This window comes from Olleya sp. Ti.3.14, from assembly GCF_038154885.1.
GTDB lineage: Bacteria > Bacteroidota > Bacteroidia > Flavobacteriales > Flavobacteriaceae > Olleya.
Genome location: NZ_JBAKAO010000002.1, coordinates 360,101 through 377,288, shown reverse-complemented (window position 1 = coordinate 377,288; position 17,188 = coordinate 360,101). Strand labels below are relative to the sequence as shown.

Sequence of the window (17,188 nt, the reverse complement as noted above, 5' to 3'; positions counted from 1 at the left end):
AATTTTATAGAATGTTACTATTTATTGTATTCCGTTTAATATTTGTTTGATGTAATTGGTGTCTTTCATTTCGTTAAAGACACCTTCAAAATCATCGTTTTCTATAAGGTTTTTAAACTGTGTTAAATTAGCGATGTAATCCTCTAATGTTTCGACTACATTAGTTTTATTCTGTTTAAAAATTGGTGTCCACATGGCTGGACTACTTTTGGCTAATCTTACAGTACTTTCAAATCCTGAACCTGCCATATCAAAAATATCACGCTCATTCTTTTCTTTTTCAATGACCGTTTTTCCTAACATAAATGCACTAATATGTGATAAATGCGACACATAAGCAATATGTTTATCATGAGATTCTGGATTCATATAACGCATACGCATTCCTATTTCCGTAAACAAACCGACTGCTTTTTCTTGTAGCTTGAAGGCTGTTTTTTCTACTTCGCAAATAATATTTGTCTTTTGATTAAACAAATCTCTGATTGCTGCTTTTGGTCCCGAAAACTCAGTTCCTGCAATAGGATGCATAGCTAAAAAATTGCGTCGCCTTGGATGGTTCTCTACCACTTTGCAAATATCAGACTTAGTCGAACCAACATCAGCAACTAACGTAAAATCTGATATTTTATCAAGCACATCGGGCAAAACACTAACAGAAGCATCCACAGGAATAGCTAATACTACTAAATCTGCCTTATCTAAATCTTCAAAAGTGGCTTTATGATCAATAACACCAAGCTCTAAAGCTTGATTTATATGGTCTTCGGATTTATCAATACCATAAACTGTAACTCCAGGACGTTTATTTTTTATGTCCAAAGCCAAGCTACCGCCAATTAATCCAACACCAATTATGTATATATTTTGTATCATACTCTTGCTATTGCTTCTTCTATTTGTTCTACTGTTGCACATAACGAAAATCTTACATACCCTTCGCCTTGTGTTCCAAAAACCGTCCCTGGTGTTATAAATAGGCTTTTATCGTGCAACAAAGTATCTATAAATGTTTCTGATTTGTAACCTTCTGGTGCTTTTGCCCAAACAAATAAACCTGAAGCTTCTTTATCATAGGTACAGTTTAATTTATCTGCTAACTGCCAAACTAATTTACGACGTGTTGTGTATACCGTATTTAAACTATCAAACCACTCTTGCGGACTATTTAATGCTGCTATTGCTCCTTTTTGAATCCCGTAAAACATACCAGAATCCATATTACTTTTTACTTTTAAAATTGCGTTTATATGTTCTGGACTTCCTAAAACCATTCCAATTCTCCAACCAGCCATATTAAAAGTTTTACTTAGAGAATTTAGCTCCAAACAAACATCCTTTGCACCTTCAACATTTAAAATACTTAATGGATTATTATTTAAAATAAAACTATAAGGATTATCATTTACTAGTAAAATATCATGCTTTTTAGCAAAATCGACTAACTTTTTTAAATCTGCTTTTTTAGCCTTTGCTCCTGTTGGCATATGAGGATAACTGATCCACATTAGTTTAACTTTACTTAAATCTAAAGTTTCAATCTCGTCTAAATTAGGCAGCCAATTATTGCTTTCATCTAAATTATAAGCGATAGGATTAGCTTGCACTAATTTAGTCACAGCTGCATATGTAGGATAGCCTGGATTAGGAATCAAGACATTATCACCTTCATTTAAAAAAGCCATAGAGATATGCATAATCCCTTCTTTACTTCCCATTAATGGTAACACTTCTGTTTCTGGATTAATCTGTGTTTGATATTGTTTTTTATAAAATTCTGAAATAGCTTGTCTAAACTCTGGTAAGCCTTGATAGCTTTGATATTTATGTGCATTAACATCTAATAAACCTGCTGTTAACGCTGCAACAACTTGGCTTGATGGTTGTAAATCTGGACTTCCAATTCCTAAATTAATTATAGGTTTTCCTGATGCTTTTAAAGCATTGACTTCCTTTAATTTTTTAGAAAAGTAGTATTCCTCTACACTATGTAATCTGTTAGCTACTTTCATTATTTTTTTGCATTTTTATATTGACCAATAACTTTAAAATGGGTGGCCATAATATCCATTATAGATTTTGCTTTTTTGAAATCTTGATAATCTTGAAAGGTTACATCCACAAAAAAGGCATATTTCCAAGGAGTTTCAATGATTGGCAAAGACTGTATTTTTGTTAAGTTTAATTTGCAATCACTCATGACATTTAAAATGGTTGCTAAACTTCCTCTTTTATGGTCTAATTCAAATTTGATAGACGCTTTATTAATTTCCGCTTCAGCGATCTCAGAATTATCTTGTTTTACAATAACAAAACGGGTTTCGTTATGCTTAATAGTCTGGATGCTTTTTGCTAAAATATCTAGCTCAAATATCTGCGCAGCTAAAGTACTTGCAATAGCTCCTGTATTTTTTAATTGTTTATTATGAATACGTTCCGCAACCTCTGCAGTGTCCTTATCTTCTATAAGTTTGATATGTGGATATTGCTTAAAAAAAGCTTTACATTGCAACAAAGCCATAGGATGAGAATATACTTCTGTAATATCCTCAATCTTTTGATTTGGCAAAGCCATTAAGTTGTGTTGAATATCTAAATAATACTCTCCTACTACGTGTAAATTATTAGTATCTATTAGCGCATAATTAGGTATAATGGAGCCTGCAATTGAGTTTTCAATAGCCATTATTGCTGCATCTGTCCGTTTATTAAGGACACTTTCCACTGTTTGGTCAAAAGACATAAACGGAACAATACTAACATTAGTCTGAAAATAATTTTGAGACACAATGTGATGAAATGATCCTTTTATACCTTGTATAGCTACTGATTTTATCAATTTATTATTCTTTTTTAATTGAGTTATCCTATTTGTTTTGTGTAATCCTGACTTATTAAAACAAAAAAAAGTCTCGATATATATCGAGACTTTTTTAAAAAATATATGTTGCTAAATTACATATACAGCGTCTCGTTCCTTTTGTTAAAAAAGAAATAATACCAGCTAAAATATGTATTGTTTATTGTGCTCATGTTTGTAATAATATTGCTAAAGTAATTAATAAAATGATATAACAAAACACTAAGCACCTATTTTTGTGGTTTTTAGTAAAGATTTAAAGATTTACTAATAATCTATGGTTTAAATTACAGAATGTCTATTTTTGAGTAAAGATTATAACCATGTCAATTAAAGTAGAAAACATAACTAAGGTTTATGGCTCGCAGAAGGCTTTAAACAATATTTCTTTTGAAATTAATCGTCCCGAAATTGTTGGTTTTTTAGGACCTAATGGTGCCGGAAAATCTACTATGATGAAAATCTTAACAACCTACATAAATCCTACATCAGGCGATGCGGAAGTTAATGGACATCATATTTTAACTGACACAAAAAATGTACAAAAAAGTGTTGGCTATTTACCAGAACACAACCCTTTGTATTTAGAACAATATGTAAGAGAATATTTAAGCTTTAACGCTAATGTTTATAATGTTGACAAATCGCGTATTGAAGAGGTTATTACGCTTACTGGATTAACACCTGAGGCACATAAAACTATTGGACAACTATCCAAAGGTTACAGACAACGTGTTGGTTTAGCAAACGCCTTACTACATAATCCTGAGGTTTTAATCTTAGACGAACCTACGACAGGCTTGGATCCTAATCAATTAATTGACATTAGAAATCTAATTAAAAATTTAGGAAAAGATAAAACTGTATTTTTATCTACACACATTATGCAGGAAGTTGAAGCCATGTGTGATCGTGTTATTATTATTAATAAAGGAGAAATTGTTACCAATAAAAAACTAAAAGAATTGCGCGATGGACAGCAACAAATTGTTATTGTGGAATTTGATTATAGAATTGAAGAAGCTTTTTTATTAAAATTACCTAATGCAAAACATGTTAAAAACATCCACGATTTTACTTACGAAATCACGTTTGGAACGTCAGAAGATATGCGTAGTCATGTCTTTGATTTTGCTCATGATAACGAATTAAAGATTTTACAACTTAATCAAAAAAACGCAAGTTTAGAAAGTCTATTTAGAGAACTAACAAGTTAGTTACTCAAAAATTACTTGTCCATCAAATTGTTGCGAAATTGTAATTGTTGGTGGTGTATTAACAGCGATAACATCTCCTGTACTAACCAAACTAGCTATTAAGCTAAGTTGCGGATTTACTATGATATCATTTGTACCACGATGATAAATGGTTACATTTTGAGCTATTAAATAGCGTCCTTCAAAACGCCCATTACCAGACGCATGGTTAACTCTTAAATTCTCTGTTGTACCAGAGATTATATTTGTAGTTATATTATTAATTACCACTACTAAATCGGTACAATTGACCTCCATATTAAAAACACCTACATTGTAATAATCTCCAGAATCATCTTCAGAATACAATTTTAAATCTGGAAAATTTAAAACACCAATACTATGTACATCTAAATTACTACTGTTTCTAACTTCTGTCAAGTTAGGTGTAGTAACATATATTTTAGTAATCCCATAATCCCTTGTTAAATTACAACCGTTATTGTCCTTTAAAATCAATCGTCCATTTTCTACATAGACATCAACATCGTTTGCTAAGTTTTCTCCAGTTTCTAAAACTACTTTTTGCGTCAGACCTTGTTCTATAAATAATTCGATATTTTCATATACCGTAATCTTGGTAAACCCATCTACAGCAATATCTTGTTGTACGATATCTCCCGAATTTTGAAAACAATCTGGTGCGTTTTCAGAATCACAACTAAATAGAACTATTACTGATAGTATGTATATTATTTTTTTCATCTTAAAATCTTATTCCTATTCCTAATTCTACTGCTTCTGCTTTGGCACCATGAGACTTAAGGGTTAAAGCGCCATAAATTTTATCTCCAAAATAGCGTTTTAAACCTACTCTATTATAAACACGACCTTCAAAATCAAATGGGTAATACACATAGTAGCCTAGTTGTGTAATTAATGATGTTTTACTAATAAATAACTCATGACCTACAAAAACACCTACGCGTTTATAATCTTCGTCTCCAGAGACATTATCTAAAGGAAAGGCAACTGATTTATATCTAATATGAGTTTTTAAAAAATTAGAGAAAAAGACATCTGTCCCTAATTGTATGGCACTTTTTTTATTTAAACGCTTATCTGCATATGCAGAAAAAATGTAAAAAACGTATTGTCCAGAATCTATAATATCACTTTCGTTAACACCTGTTCTGAAAGCAAAATTATACTTTACTTTTTCTGTAAATGCTTCGTCAATATGCTTGATATATTCTGGTGAATTATTTGAATCCAAAAGATAATTAACTCCTAGATTTAATGTAATACTATTAATAGAGCTGTTTGGTGCTTTAATGTTAGCATTTGAATAATGGATTAAAGATAAACCCGTTTGTAATCCAAATCCTTGAAAAATATTTTCTTTTTTATAATTAAGCATCACATAAGTACTACTTAACAAGCGCGTACCAAATGCATTATTACGGTAATTATCTACCTTATCATATGGATTAGAATTGTATGCTAAGCCTTGACCTATTCTGAATACTAAGTTTCGTTTTAAAAAGTAAAAATTATAATGCGCATAGACACCAAGGTTGTTACCTAACGTTTCATTTTTAAAATCCTGATAAATAATTGACGCTCCATAATCTGGATAGTTATATCTGCTTTCCCAAGCATTTTGACCAAATGTCTTTTTATTATAACTTAAAATAAAACCAGTTGGGTGTCCTTTTATTAAATGTGAAATATCACTGTTATGCTCTGTTATATTTCCATAGAAAAAATTAGCATCTAAGGTAAACGGATTTTTTTCTTGTTGTGCTGTAGCTAAAAAGACACAACATAAAAATAAACAACTAAAATAAGACTTCATTAACACTGTAATTAGGTCGCAAAAGTAATTAAATTATAAACAGCGTTAATGCATATTATTAATCAAATAAGGTAGAAGACAAATAACGGTCACCTCTGTCACAAATAATTGCAACGACAACGCCTTGATCTAAAGTTTCGATTAATTTTAAAGCGGTTGCTACAGATCCACCACTACTCATACCTGCTAAGATACCTTCTTCCTTTGCTAATCGTTTAGTCATTGCTGTTGCTTCTTCTTGACTAACTTCGATAACTTGATCAACTTTAGACGGATTAAAAATACTTGGGACGTAGTCTGGAGACCATTTACGGATTCCTGGTATACTAGATCCATCCGCTGGTTGCGCACCTATTATTTGAATGTCTTTATTTTGTTCTTTTAAAAATGTTGAAGTCCCCATAATGGTTCCTGTAGTACCCATTGCAGATACAAAGTGCGTCACTTTTCCTTTTGTATCTCTCCAAATTTCTGGACCTGTCGTTTTATAATGCGCTTTCCAGTTGTCGTTATTTTCAAATTGATTTAACAATAAATAACCTTTTTCATCTCTCATTTTAAAAGCAACATCTCTTGAGCCTTCAATACCACGTTGGGCATCTGTTAAAACAACCTCTGCTCCATAAGCACGCATTGTTTTGACACGCTCGATAGTGGAGTTTTCTGGCATTACTAAAGAAATATTTATCCCAAATAAACTGGCTACATAAGCCAAAGCTATACCAGTGTTACCGCTTGTAGCTTCTACTATATGTCCCCCTTTTTTTATGTCGCCACGTTTTACAGCTTCGGCAATCATATTGTAAGCAGGTCTATCTTTTACACTTCCGCCTGGATTATCACCTTCTAGTTTTAAAAGCAACTTAACGTTAGGTTTTGAAACTAAATTATTAGCTTCTACTAATGGTGTGTTTCCTATTTGTTTTAAAATACTCATTTGCTGTATTTATTGGTGATTTTAATATCTGATTTGTAAGTGACTAAAGACTGTTCTGGAATAGATTTAGTAATCCATACATTAGCTCCAATTACAGATCCTTCTCCAATAATAACGTCACCTCCTAATATCGTGGCATTGGCATAAATGGTAACATTATCCTTAATTGTTGGGTGCCTTTTGGTGTTTTCTAAAGCTTTTTCGACTTTAATACCACCAAGAGTTACTCCTTGATAAATAATGACATTGTTATGTATAATTGCTGTTTCTCCAATAACAACTCCTGTAGCATGATCTATAAAAAATGAGTCTCCAATAGTAGCACCAGGATGTATATCTGCACCAGTAATACCATGCGCATATTCCGATATCATACGTGGTAAAACAGGCACATCTAATTGCCATAAAATATGACTTAATCTATACATTGCTATAGCGTAAAATCCAGGGTAAGCCAAATAGACTTCTTTAATACTTTTTGCTGCAGGATCATTATTATAAGCAGCTTCTGCATCTAATTGTAATTTTGGTTTTAAAGCTTTAACTCCTGTTTTAAACTGATCCCATTTTGTATTACAAACACCACAATCTAATGCCTGAGAAACATAAAAAAAGGCATCTTTAATATTTTTAAAAAGCTGTTCCTGTTGGTCAGAAGTCTCTAACGCACAATAAAACAACTCTTTTGCTAAGTCTTCTACTTTCTCTTTAAACCTAAATGGAATTTGTAACGTCTCCTGCATAACCTGTTTTTATTTGAGGCTATAAAGTTACTTCTAATTTTAGACTATTTAGCGTATTTATAATAGGAGTTTAACTATTTAAAATAATAACAATTACTTAGATAATACCATTGCATTTGTTTAATAATTACTATTGTATAAATCCTGCACCTACCGTATTATTAGATTTACTATCTATAATAATAAAAGAACCATTTGTCCTATGGTCTTTAAATGCATCATAAAATATAGGCTTATTTAATTTAAAAGTCACTGATGCAATATCATTCATGTTTAACACCTGTGCAGACTGATCAATCCCAGAATAATCAGGATTTATTTTATGATGAATGGTATCCACTTTTGCTAATACTTTGTTAACACCATGTTGTATAACATACTTATTACCTGAGGCTAAATTTTGAGAATCCATCCAAGAAATGGTCGCTGTAAATTGTTTATCAATAACAGGTAAATCGTTTGCTTTAACAATCATGTCTCCTCTACTAATATTTACATCATCATCTAAAGTAATTAATACCGACGAGCGTCTTGATGCAGTTTGTACTTTTTGATTATAAAAATGAATCTCTTTAATTTTGGATTTAGTCTGAGAAGGAAGAATAACAACCTCATCTCCAACACTTAATTCACCTCCATAAACCTTACCAGCATAACCTCTAAAATCGTGAAATTCTTCTGTTTTAGGACGAATAACATATTGCACAGGAAACCTAGGTGTTCCTGAATTTAATACATCTTTTTGATTAATATTTTCCAAATGCTCCAATAATGTTTCACCAGTATACCAAGGTGTATTTTCTGATTTATTAACAACATTATCACCTTTTAAAGCACTTACTGGAATAAATTTAATGTTTTGGTCTTGATAGTCTCGTTTGCTCATCAAAACTTCAAATTCAGATTTTATCTCATTATATCTCTCTTCCGAAAAATCAACTAAATCCATCTTATTTATAGCTATAATAACAGTCTTAATTCGTAATAAATTATTGATAAAAAAATGACGATTAGTTTGCTCAATCACTCCTTTTCTTGCATCTATTAAGACAATAGCTGCTTGAGACGTTGACGCACCAGTTACCATATTTCTAGTATACTCAACATGACCTGGAGTATCTGCAATGATGTAACTTTTGTTAATTGTAGAAAAATAAATATGTGCAACATCAATAGTGATTCCTTGTTCTCTCTCGGCAACCAAACCATCAGTAGCCAAAGAAAAATCTAAATAATCATAACCTAGTTGTTGACTTTTATTTTTTATAGCTTCTAATTTGTCTGAAGTAAGTGATTTTGTATCGTACAACAATCTTCCAATTAATGTACTTTTTCCATCATCAACGCTACCTGCTGTTGCTATTTTTAATACGTCCATATTATATGTTTGACTTCAAAATGAAGTTTTTATTATTAAATTAAATATTACTTTTTAAAGGAAAGAAAAGGGTATCTCTAAAAGTACCCTTGTTGTTTTCGTTTCTCCATTGCAGCTTCAGAACGCTTATCATCTATTCTGGCACCTCGCTCTGATATTGAAGAATCACGAATCTCTTGTACTACACTAGATATATCTGAAGCTTCGGATAAGACAGCTGCTGTGCAACTCATATCTCCAACGGTTCTAAAACGAACAATTCTTTCAATCACTTCTTCATCTTCATCTCTATACACAACATCATCATCAGCAGACCATATTAATCCATCTCTTAAAAAAGTAGCTCTTGTATGTGCAAAATAAATAGAAGGAATTTCAATTTTTTCTTTCTCTATATAGGACCAAACATCTAATTCCGTCCAATTGGAAATAGGAAATACACGTACATTTTGTCCCAATTCAATTTGTCCATTTAGCATATCAAATAATTCTGGACGTTGATTTTTTTCGTCCCATTGTCCAAAGTCATCTCTTACTGAAAAGATACGTTCTTTTGCTCTTGCTTTTTCCTCGTCGCGTCGGGCTCCTCCAATACATGCATCAAATTTAAACTCTTCAATAGCATCTAAAAGTGTTGTTGTTTGTAATTGGTTTCGGCTAGCGTATCGTCCAGATTCTTCTTTAACTTTTCCTTGATCAATAGAATCTTGAACATTTCTCACTATTAATTCTAAACCTAATTCTTTGACCAAACGGTCTCTAAAGGCTATAGTTTCAGGAAAATTATGACCTGTGTCTATATGCATTAATGGAAACGGAATCTTAGCAGGATAAAATGCCTTTTGAGCTAATCTTACTAATGTTATAGAATCTTTTCCTCCAGAAAACAGTAAAACTGGTTTTTCAAATTGTGCTGCCACTTCTCTAAAAATATAAATAGCTTCGTTTTCTAACGGATTTATTTGTGAGGTATTTTTCATTATTTTATTTATCATTTATGCGTGTAAACCGCATTCTCTATTACCTAAAACTTTAGTTGGATCAAAGTATTTAAACTCGTTTGGTAGTTGATGTTTTTCAAGATATGCATCAAGGCTTTCATCTGTAAAATTATAAAATGGACTAACTTTAATTACGCCATTTTTATCTACAGATACAACATCAATACTATCTCTAAAAGCACTTTGACCTTTACGCAAATTAGTAAACCAAACATCTGGTTTATGCTCTAAAAATGCTCTAGTAAATGGCTCTAGCTTAACCTGCTCAGTAAATAGTTTATGATTAGGATCATTTACATCAGGAATACCTAAAACGACATCACGATGTGCAACAGTCTGTTTTGGCACATAAAGTTTTACGTTTAAATTTAGGATATTAATAACCGACTCGGCATGTTTATAGGTATTAGGCGTATTATATCCTGTGTCGCACCAAATTACCTTAATATCCTTTTTTTGATTGGATACTAAATGTAATATTGCAGCTTCATAAGGTCTAAAATTAGTAGTAACCAAAGGATTTTTGGCAATACTAATAGCCCAATTGACAATCTCCTGTGGTGTTTTATCTTTTAATTTTTGGTTAATACTATCTATATCTATTTGTATCATTTTCCTAATTTAATTTTATTCCAAGCACGCTCATGAAAAAAGTAAAGTAACATTTTAGAAAAAAACTCTATAAAACCAATACTTAAAGCCATTTGTAAAGTACCAGTAATAAAATAGGTAATTACTAAAGTATCTAACGTACCAATAACTCTCCAACTTATTGTTTTAAGGATACTTCTATTAATGTTCTCTTCGGATGACTTAGCTTCCTTCTTTTTGTTTTCTACTTTAAAAAACGCATCTAAAATCATATCTAAATTCAATTACTCTTTAATTCCTATCGGAATAGTAGATTAAATGCAAATGTATAGCTTGCAGCTTGTTTGCACAAATAAATTAAATAAAATCTGCTAAAGTCTTGTTGTTAAAAATTTTAAGAGAACTATCTCTAACCTCTTCCATTAAGGTGTGAACAGCGCAAATGGTTTCATCTGGACAATCACTACATGCTTCGTAAAAATTTAAACTTACACAAGGCACCATTGCAATAGGTCCTTCTAAAATACGCATGACATCTGCCATACTAACATTTTTAGGTTCCTTTAAAAGGTAATAACCACCTGCTTTTCCTTTTTTAGAACCTAAAATCCCATTTTTTTTTAATGTAAGCAGGATTGTCTCTAAAAATTTTTGAGAAATATTTTCAGCTGAAGATATTGTACTAATTTGCACAGGACAGCGTTGATCCTTTTTTGCTAAATGTACTAAAGCCTTAATTCCGTATTTTGTTTTCTTAGAAAGCATATTACAAAAGTAAGCGTTTTTTGTTATTAAAAAACAGCTTCGGCAATTGCTTTAATATTATCACTTTTTCCCATCGAGTAGTAATGCAGCATTGGTATGCCTGCTTTTTTAAGCTCTAAAGATTGCTGGATACACCACTCAATACCAACCTGTCTAACCTCAACATTAGTTTTACATTTAATAATACTTTTAATTAAAGCTTCTGGCAAATCCACATGAAAACGATGCGGAATAACATTTAACTGCTTTAAAGTTGATATTGGTTTTAAACCAGGAATAATAGGCACAGTAATCCCTTCGCTTCTGCATTTATTTACAAATTGAAAATACTTTTGATTATCAAAAAACATTTGTGTCACCACATATTCAGCACCATTTTTAATCTTCTTTTTTAAAAAATGAATATCACTATCCAAACTTGGTGCTTCCATATGTTTTTCTGGGTACGCACCAACACCAACACAAAAATCCGTCGCACTACAATTAAGTAGTTGATCATCCAAATAATTAGCCTTATTTAAAGCTGCTATTTGTTTTACCAAATCACTAGCATGCGCATGACCTTCTTTTTCTGGCGTAAAATAGGTTTCGGTTTTAACAGCATCACCACGCAATGCCATAACATTATCGATATTTAAAAAGTCTAAATCAATCAAAAAATTCTCAGTATCCTCTTTAGTAAAACCACCACATAATATATGCGGTATGGCATCCACATTATATCTATTTTGGATAGCAGCACAAATACCAACGGTTCCAGGACGCTTTTTTACCACCTGTTTTTTAAGCAAACCATCACCCAAATCTTTATAATGATACTCCTCACGATGGTAAGTAACATCTATAAAAGGCGGATTAAATACCATTAAGGGATCAATATTATCAAAAATAGATTGGATATGCTGTCCTTTTAAAGGCGGTAAAATCTCGAACGAAAATTGCGTTTTCCCCTTTCCTTTAGTTATATGCTCTGTTACTTTCATGTATTACCTAAAATTATATCTCAGTTATTTTTATGGCGTTACCACAAGGGTCGCGCTTTCCGTTATATCTTTTTACTTGTTCTCGTTACAATACTCCTAACGTCGTATCACTCAAACTGACGTAAAAAGGATGCCACATCAATCGCTAACGCACTAGTCTGCTAAATTTGGGTTTAGCCATTTGGTAGCTTCTTCTATGCTAATATTTTTTCGTTTTGAATAATCCAATAATTGATCTTTCGTGATTTTTCCTAAGCCAAAATACTTAGCCTCAGGATTACCAAAATAATATCCACTTACACTTGCTGCAGGCCACATAGCAAGACTTTCGGTAAGTTTTACACCAATATTTTCTTCCACATTTAATAGCTTCCAAATGGTTTGCTTTTCTAAATGATCTGGACAAGCAGGATAACCAGGAGCTGGACGAATGCCTTTATAACTTTCCTTAATTAATTCTTGATTAGTTAAACTTTCATCTTGTGCATAAGCCCAATATTTTGTTCTTACTTCTTTATGTAGATATTCTGCAAAAGCTTCGGCTAATCTATCTGCTAACGCTTTAATCATAATCGAATTATAATCGTCGTTTTCAGCCTCAAATTGCTCAGCTAATTCTGCAGTACCAAAACCTGTAGACACGCAAAAAGCACCAATATAATCTTGAATTCCTGTTTCTTTTGGAGCAATAAAATCTGCTAAGGCATGATTAGGCACGCCTTCTCTTTTCTTTAATTGTTGACGTAAGGTTAGAAATTTAATTTTATCTTCATTTGCAAGACCTCTCGACTGCGCTCGAGGCGACAAACTTACCTCAATATCATCATCATTTATGGTATTAGCAGGAAACAACCCAAAGATGGCTTTTGCTTTTAATAGCTTTTCATCAAAAATTCTTTTTAATAATTCTTGAGCGTCAATAAACAAATCTGTTGCTTGACTTCCAACGACGCTATCTGTAAGAATATCAGGATACTTGCCATGTAAATCCCAACTTCTAAAAAAAGGAGACCAATCTATATACGCTTCTAATTTTGCAATATCAAAATCATCAATTATTTGAATTCCTAATTGTTTTGGCTTCAAAATTTTAGAGGTTTGCCAATCTATTTTATACTTTCTATCTCTAGCCTCTTCAATGCTTATGTAATCTTTTTGTTTAGTTCTGTTTAAAAATCTTTCTCTAAAAGCATCATATTCCTCTCTAATTTGTTCTTTATAAACAACATTGTTTTTATTTAATAATTCGCCAACAACAGTTACAGCTCTTGATGCATCATTAATATGTACCACAGCATCTTTATAATGAGGTGCAATTTTAACAGACGTATGTGCTTTAGACGTCGTTGCTCCTCCAATTATTAAAGGTATATCTAAGTTTTGTTTTTCCATTTCTTTGGACACATAAACCATCTCATCCAACGATGGTGTAATTAAACCACTTAAACCAATAATATCAACTTGCTCTTTAATAGCAGTATCAATTATTTTTTCTGGCGGAACCATAACACCTAAATCTATAATCTGGTAATTATTACAACCTAAAACTACACTCACAATATTTTTACCAATATCATGCACATCTCCTTTAACAGTTGCCATCAAAATTTTTCCAGCAAATTCTTGTTTTCCATCTTTTTCAGCCTCAATAAATGGTTGTAAATAAGCTACAGCTTTTTTCATGACTCTAGCCGATTTCACTACTTGTGGCAAAAACATTTTTCCGCTTCCAAATAAATCTCCAACCACACTCATACCTTGCATTAAATGACCTTCAATGACTTCTATTGGTCTTGAAACAGATTGTCTTGCTTCTTCAACATCTTCAATTATAAACGTATCAATCCCTTTTACTAAAGCATGTGTAATCCTGCTTTGCAAGTCGGTATTTCTCCATTCTTGAACCGTTTCTGTAGTTTCTTTTTTATTGCCCTTTACGGTTTCGGCAAACTCCAATAAACGCTCAGTAGCATCCTCACGTCTGTCAAACAAAACGTCTTCAACACATTGCAGTAACTCTTTATCAATTTCATCATAAATCTCCAACATCGTTGGGTTTACAATTCCTAAATTCATTCCGTTTTTTATGGCATGAAACATAAACGAAGCATGCATAGCCTCACGCACAGTATTGTTTCCTCTAAAAGAAAAGGACACATTACTTACACCTCCAGACACATTAGCAAATGGTAAGTTTTGTCTAATCCACTTAGTTGTCTTAAAAAAATCTAGTGCATTTTTACGATGTTCTTCCATTCCTGTGGCAACAGGAAAAATATTAGGATCAAAAATGATGTCTTGTGCAGGAAAATTGACAATATCAACCAATATTTTATAAGAACGTTCACAAATTTCAATACGACGCTTATACGTATCTGCTTGACCATTTTCATCAAAAGCCATTACAATTACAGCAGCTCCATAACGTTTTACTAGTTTAGCTTGACGTATAAACTCGGTTTCACCTTCTTTTAAACTTATAGAATTTACAACAGATTTACCTTGAACCACCTTTAAACCAGCCTCAATAATTTCCCATTTAGAGCTATCAATCATTATAGGGATTCTGGAAATATCTGGCTCTGAAGCAATGAGATTTAAAAAGGTAGTCATCGCATAAACGCCATCCAACATACCTTCGTCCATGTTGACATCTAAAATTTGTGCACCACCTTCTACCTGATCTCTTGCTACAGCTAAAGCTTCGGTATACTTTTCTTCTTTTATTAAACGTAAAAACTTTCTAGAACCTGTAACATTGGTACGCTCTCCTACGTTTATAAAATTACTTTCTGGTGTTACAATTAAGGGTTCTAAACCAGAAAGCGTTAAATATTTTTGACAGTCGCAGTCGTCCATTATGCTAATTGTTTTATTTGTCTTGGTTTATAGCTTTTTACAACCTGAGCAATTGCTTTAATATGTTCTGGATTTGTCCCACAGCAACCTCCAATAATATTAATTAAATCGTCTTTTAAATATCCTTCAATTAAATTTTTCATTTCTTCTGGAGTTTGATCATATTCTCCAAAAGCATTTGGTAATCCAGCGTTTGGATGTGCAGAAGTATAAAAATCTATTTGATTTGATAGACGTTTTAAATAAGGTTGTAATTGCTTTGCGCCTAAAGCACAGTTAAAGCCAACACTTAATAAAGGCACGTGAGAAATTGAGGCTAAAAAAGCCTCAACTGTTTGACCAGACAGTGTACGACCAGAAGCATCTGTAATGGTACCAGATACCATAATTGGAATGTCTATATTTTGTTCTTCTTTTACTTCTTCAATTGCAAATAATGCTGCTTTTGCATTTAAAGTGTCAAAAATAGTTTCGACTAACAATAAGTCTACTCCTCCATCTATTAATGCTTCTACTTGTTGCTTATAAGCTATACGTAACTCATCAAAAGTTACAGCTCTAAATTCTGGTCTGTTAACATCAGGACTTAGACTTGCTGTACGATTTGTTGGACCAATACTTCCTGCTACAAAACGAGGTTTATCTGGGTTTTTATTAGTGAATTCCGTAGCAACATGTTTAGCAATTTTAGCCGATTCAAAATTAAGTTCATATACTAAATCTTCCATATTATAGTCTGCCATAGCGATGGTTGTACCAGAAAATGTATTAGTTTCAACTATATCTGCTCCAGCTTCAAAATACTTACGATGTACGTCTGCAATTGCATTGGGCTGTGTTAATGATAGTAAATCGTTGTTTCCTTTTAAAGAAGATGGATAGTCTTTAAAACGGTCGCCTCTAAAATCTTCTTCGGTAAAGTTATAGCGTTGTAACATGGTACCCATTGCACCATCAAGCACTAAAATTCGTTTCTTAATGACATCTCTGATACTACTCATACACACTTTTTTAATACTGTTTCAAATTTGCTATGGTTTGGTACTTGTTTGATTTCAAAAATTGGGTTTAATAATCTAGACAATTGATCAAATTCTATTAAAAAAGCATCATGACCATGCAGTGATTTAATCTCGCCAATAGTTACATTTTGCTTGACTGATTTTAAATCAATATAAGTTTCCCAGTTTTCATCAGCCTTAAAAAACAAATCGCTATTAATTGTTATAATATGTACGTGACCTTTAATGACTGAAGCCACGTCTTTAAAAGGTAATCGTCCTTTTGTTATATCAATAGTCTTTAGAATTTGATTCATTAATTTATAAGCTGACAAATGAAATCTACTATCCAACTGGTCTCCATGATAATTTAACCAACTTTGAACTTCAAATAAAGGTTGCGAATCTTTACTACGGGAAAACTTTTTTGTTAAAGACTCTGGTGTACGATACAAGGTCATAGCATGCATTCTGGCATCCTTTAATGGTTGGCTTGAATTATTTAAAATAGCGTCTTGAATATGACAATTAGCTATGATCCAATCCGTTACTTTCCAATCTGTAGCAATTGGTATTATATGCTCTGCCAAATCGGGTTTTAACACTGCTAATTCCCATGCAATTCCACCACCAACTGAACCTCCAATGATGGCATACAATTTATTAATTAATAAATGTTGAAGTCCTAAAGCAAAAATTTCGGCTATGTTTCTAGCTGTAAATTCCTGGTAATTATGTATCAGATTTTCTTCTAGATTATCATAACCATTACCTGGAATATTAAAAGCTAAAATGGTATAATGTAAGGTATCAATACATTTATTATCACCTATTAAATCATTCCACCATCCTTGGTCTCCAACCACATTAGAATTACCAGTAAGCGCATGATTAACCAATATAATTGGTGCTGTATGTAATGGTCTGCCAAATAATTGGTAAGACAACTTAATATCTGATGTCTTACCATTATTGTTAACAAACTCAGGGATATTTATATATTTTAAATTCTCCAT

General features: G+C 32.2%; 17 protein-coding genes. 1 reads left to right on the top strand and 16 read right to left on the bottom strand.

All coding sequences use genetic code 11. From position 1 onward, the window contains the following. Nucleotides 1–21 precede the first annotated feature (21 nt). Genes V6251_RS05860 through V6251_RS05850 form a run of 3 tightly spaced genes read right to left on the bottom strand, consistent with a single transcriptional unit; the run spans nt 22 to nt 2,839 of the window. A complete protein-coding gene (locus V6251_RS05860) occupies nt 22–873 on the bottom strand; it encodes a prephenate dehydrogenase (protein WP_341587442.1) in 852 nt (283 codons plus the stop codon). Then, nucleotides 873–2,015, bottom strand: a complete 1,143-nt coding sequence (locus V6251_RS05855; RefSeq protein ID WP_341587441.1) for a pyridoxal phosphate-dependent aminotransferase — start codon at nt 2,013–2,015, stop codon at nt 873–875. The genes V6251_RS05860 and V6251_RS05855 overlap by 1 nt, the downstream gene beginning before the upstream one ends. Then, the gene (locus V6251_RS05850; RefSeq protein WP_341587402.1) at nt 2,012–2,839 is read right to left on the bottom strand and encodes a prephenate dehydratase; all 828 of its coding nucleotides are present in this window, start codon (nt 2,837–2,839) and stop codon (nt 2,012–2,014) included. Before V6251_RS05850 ends, V6251_RS05855 begins: the two co-directional genes overlap by 4 nt. A gap of 344 nt (nt 2,840–3,183) precedes the next feature. Here V6251_RS05850 and gldA point away from each other — a divergent pair, with 344 nt between their 5' ends. Next, nucleotides 3,184–4,077 (top strand): gliding motility-associated ABC transporter ATP-binding subunit GldA, encoded by an 894-nt coding sequence (gene gldA, locus V6251_RS05845; protein WP_341587401.1) that lies wholly within the window; start codon nt 3,184–3,186, stop codon nt 4,075–4,077. On the opposite strand, the gene V6251_RS05840 is transcribed toward gldA, so the two are convergent. The 13 genes from V6251_RS05840 to V6251_RS05780 all read right to left on the bottom strand — a co-directional run bounded on the left by V6251_RS05840 (nt 4,078) and on the right by V6251_RS05780 (nt 17,188). After that, nucleotides 4,078–4,821 carry a head GIN domain-containing protein gene (locus tag V6251_RS05840; RefSeq protein ID WP_341587400.1) on the bottom strand — a complete coding sequence of 248 codons (744 nt, stop codon included), beginning with the start codon at nt 4,819–4,821 and terminating at the stop codon, nt 4,078–4,080. It lies immediately after the preceding gene. 1 nt (nt 4,822) lies between these two features. Beyond that, on the bottom strand, nt 4,823–5,914 hold the full coding sequence (locus V6251_RS05835) for an acyloxyacyl hydrolase (RefSeq protein ID WP_341587399.1): 1,092 nt from the start codon (nt 5,912–5,914) through the stop codon (nt 4,823–4,825). 58 nt (nt 5,915–5,972) lie between these two features. Then, nucleotides 5,973–6,851 (bottom strand): cysteine synthase CysM, encoded by an 879-nt coding sequence (cysM, locus tag V6251_RS05830; protein ID WP_341587398.1) that lies wholly within the window; start codon nt 6,849–6,851, stop codon nt 5,973–5,975. Beyond that, on the bottom strand, nt 6,848–7,594 hold the full coding sequence (gene epsC, locus V6251_RS05825) for a serine O-acetyltransferase EpsC (protein ID WP_341587397.1): 747 nt from the start codon (nt 7,592–7,594) through the stop codon (nt 6,848–6,850). The genes cysM and epsC overlap by 4 nt, the downstream gene beginning before the upstream one ends. Before the next feature lie 130 nt (nt 7,595–7,724). Next, entirely contained in the window at nt 7,725–8,972 is a 1,248-nt protein-coding gene (locus V6251_RS05820; RefSeq protein ID WP_341587396.1) for a sulfate adenylyltransferase subunit 1, read from the bottom strand. Between the two features lie 77 nt (nt 8,973–9,049). Continuing rightward, entirely contained in the window at nt 9,050–9,952 is a 903-nt protein-coding gene (cysD, locus tag V6251_RS05815) for a sulfate adenylyltransferase subunit CysD (protein WP_292947047.1), read from the bottom strand. 15 nt (nt 9,953–9,967) lie between these two features. Next, a complete protein-coding gene (locus V6251_RS05810; protein ID WP_341587395.1) occupies nt 9,968–10,585 on the bottom strand; it encodes a phosphoadenosine phosphosulfate reductase domain-containing protein in 618 nt (205 codons plus the stop codon). Next, a complete protein-coding gene (locus tag V6251_RS05805) occupies nt 10,582–10,836 on the bottom strand; it encodes a DUF2061 domain-containing protein (RefSeq protein WP_292947239.1) in 255 nt (84 codons plus the stop codon). Before V6251_RS05805 ends, V6251_RS05810 begins: the two co-directional genes overlap by 4 nt. Nucleotides 10,837–10,921: 85 nt before the next feature. Then, on the bottom strand, nt 10,922–11,329 hold the full coding sequence (locus tag V6251_RS05800; RefSeq protein WP_292947041.1) for an RrF2 family transcriptional regulator: 408 nt from the start codon (nt 11,327–11,329) through the stop codon (nt 10,922–10,924). A gap of 26 nt (nt 11,330–11,355) precedes the next feature. Then, nucleotides 11,356–12,312, bottom strand: a complete 957-nt coding sequence (metF, locus tag V6251_RS05795) for a methylenetetrahydrofolate reductase [NAD(P)H] (protein ID WP_341587393.1) — start codon at nt 12,310–12,312, stop codon at nt 11,356–11,358. Nucleotides 12,313–12,465: 153 nt separating this feature from the next. Further along, nucleotides 12,466–15,171 carry a methionine synthase gene (gene metH / locus V6251_RS05790; RefSeq protein WP_341587392.1) on the bottom strand — a complete coding sequence of 902 codons (2,706 nt, stop codon included), beginning with the start codon at nt 15,169–15,171 and terminating at the stop codon, nt 12,466–12,468. Continuing rightward, nucleotides 15,171–16,172: a homocysteine S-methyltransferase family protein gene (locus tag V6251_RS05785; RefSeq protein ID WP_341587391.1), complete on the bottom strand. Its 1,002-nt coding sequence runs from the start codon at nt 16,170–16,172 to the stop codon at nt 15,171–15,173. The genes metH and V6251_RS05785 overlap by 1 nt, the downstream gene beginning before the upstream one ends. Beyond that, nucleotides 16,169–17,188, bottom strand: a complete 1,020-nt coding sequence (locus V6251_RS05780) for an alpha/beta fold hydrolase (RefSeq protein WP_341587390.1) — start codon at nt 17,186–17,188, stop codon at nt 16,169–16,171. Before V6251_RS05780 ends, V6251_RS05785 begins: the two co-directional genes overlap by 4 nt.

Coding starts and splice junctions, on each gene's coding strand:
- cysM (WP_341587398.1), bottom strand. CDS start 6,851: ATGAGTATTTTAAAACAAATAGGAAACACACCATTAGTAGAAGCTAAT.
- V6251_RS05820 (WP_341587396.1), bottom strand. CDS start 8,972: ATGGACGTATTAAAAATAGCAACAGCAGGTAGCGTTGATGATGGAAAA.
- epsC (WP_341587397.1), bottom strand. CDS start 7,594: ATGCAGGAGACGTTACAAATTCCATTTAGGTTTAAAGAGAAAGTAGAA.
- V6251_RS05810 (WP_341587395.1), bottom strand. CDS start 10,585: ATGATACAAATAGATATAGATAGTATTAACCAAAAATTAAAAGATAAA.
- V6251_RS05800 (WP_292947041.1), bottom strand. CDS start 11,329: ATGCTTTCTAAGAAAACAAAATACGGAATTAAGGCTTTAGTACATTTA.
- gldA (WP_341587401.1), top strand. CDS start 3,184: ATGTCAATTAAAGTAGAAAACATAACTAAGGTTTATGGCTCGCAGAAG.
- metF (WP_341587393.1), bottom strand. CDS start 12,312: ATGAAAGTAACAGAGCATATAACTAAAGGAAAGGGGAAAACGCAATTT.
- metH (WP_341587392.1), bottom strand. CDS start 15,171: ATGGACGACTGCGACTGTCAAAAATATTTAACGCTTTCTGGTTTAGAA.
- V6251_RS05785 (WP_341587391.1), bottom strand. CDS start 16,172: ATGAGTAGTATCAGAGATGTCATTAAGAAACGAATTTTAGTGCTTGAT.
- V6251_RS05780 (WP_341587390.1), bottom strand. CDS start 17,188: ATGGAGAATTTAAAATATATAAATATCCCTGAGTTTGTTAACAATAAT.
- cysD (WP_292947047.1), bottom strand. CDS start 9,952: ATGAAAAATACCTCACAAATAAATCCGTTAGAAAACGAAGCTATTTAT.
- V6251_RS05805 (WP_292947239.1), bottom strand. CDS start 10,836: ATGATTTTAGATGCGTTTTTTAAAGTAGAAAACAAAAAGAAGGAAGCT.
- V6251_RS05840 (WP_341587400.1), bottom strand. CDS start 4,821: ATGAAAAAAATAATATACATACTATCAGTAATAGTTCTATTTAGTTGT.
- V6251_RS05835 (WP_341587399.1), bottom strand. CDS start 5,914: ATGAAGTCTTATTTTAGTTGTTTATTTTTATGTTGTGTCTTTTTAGCT.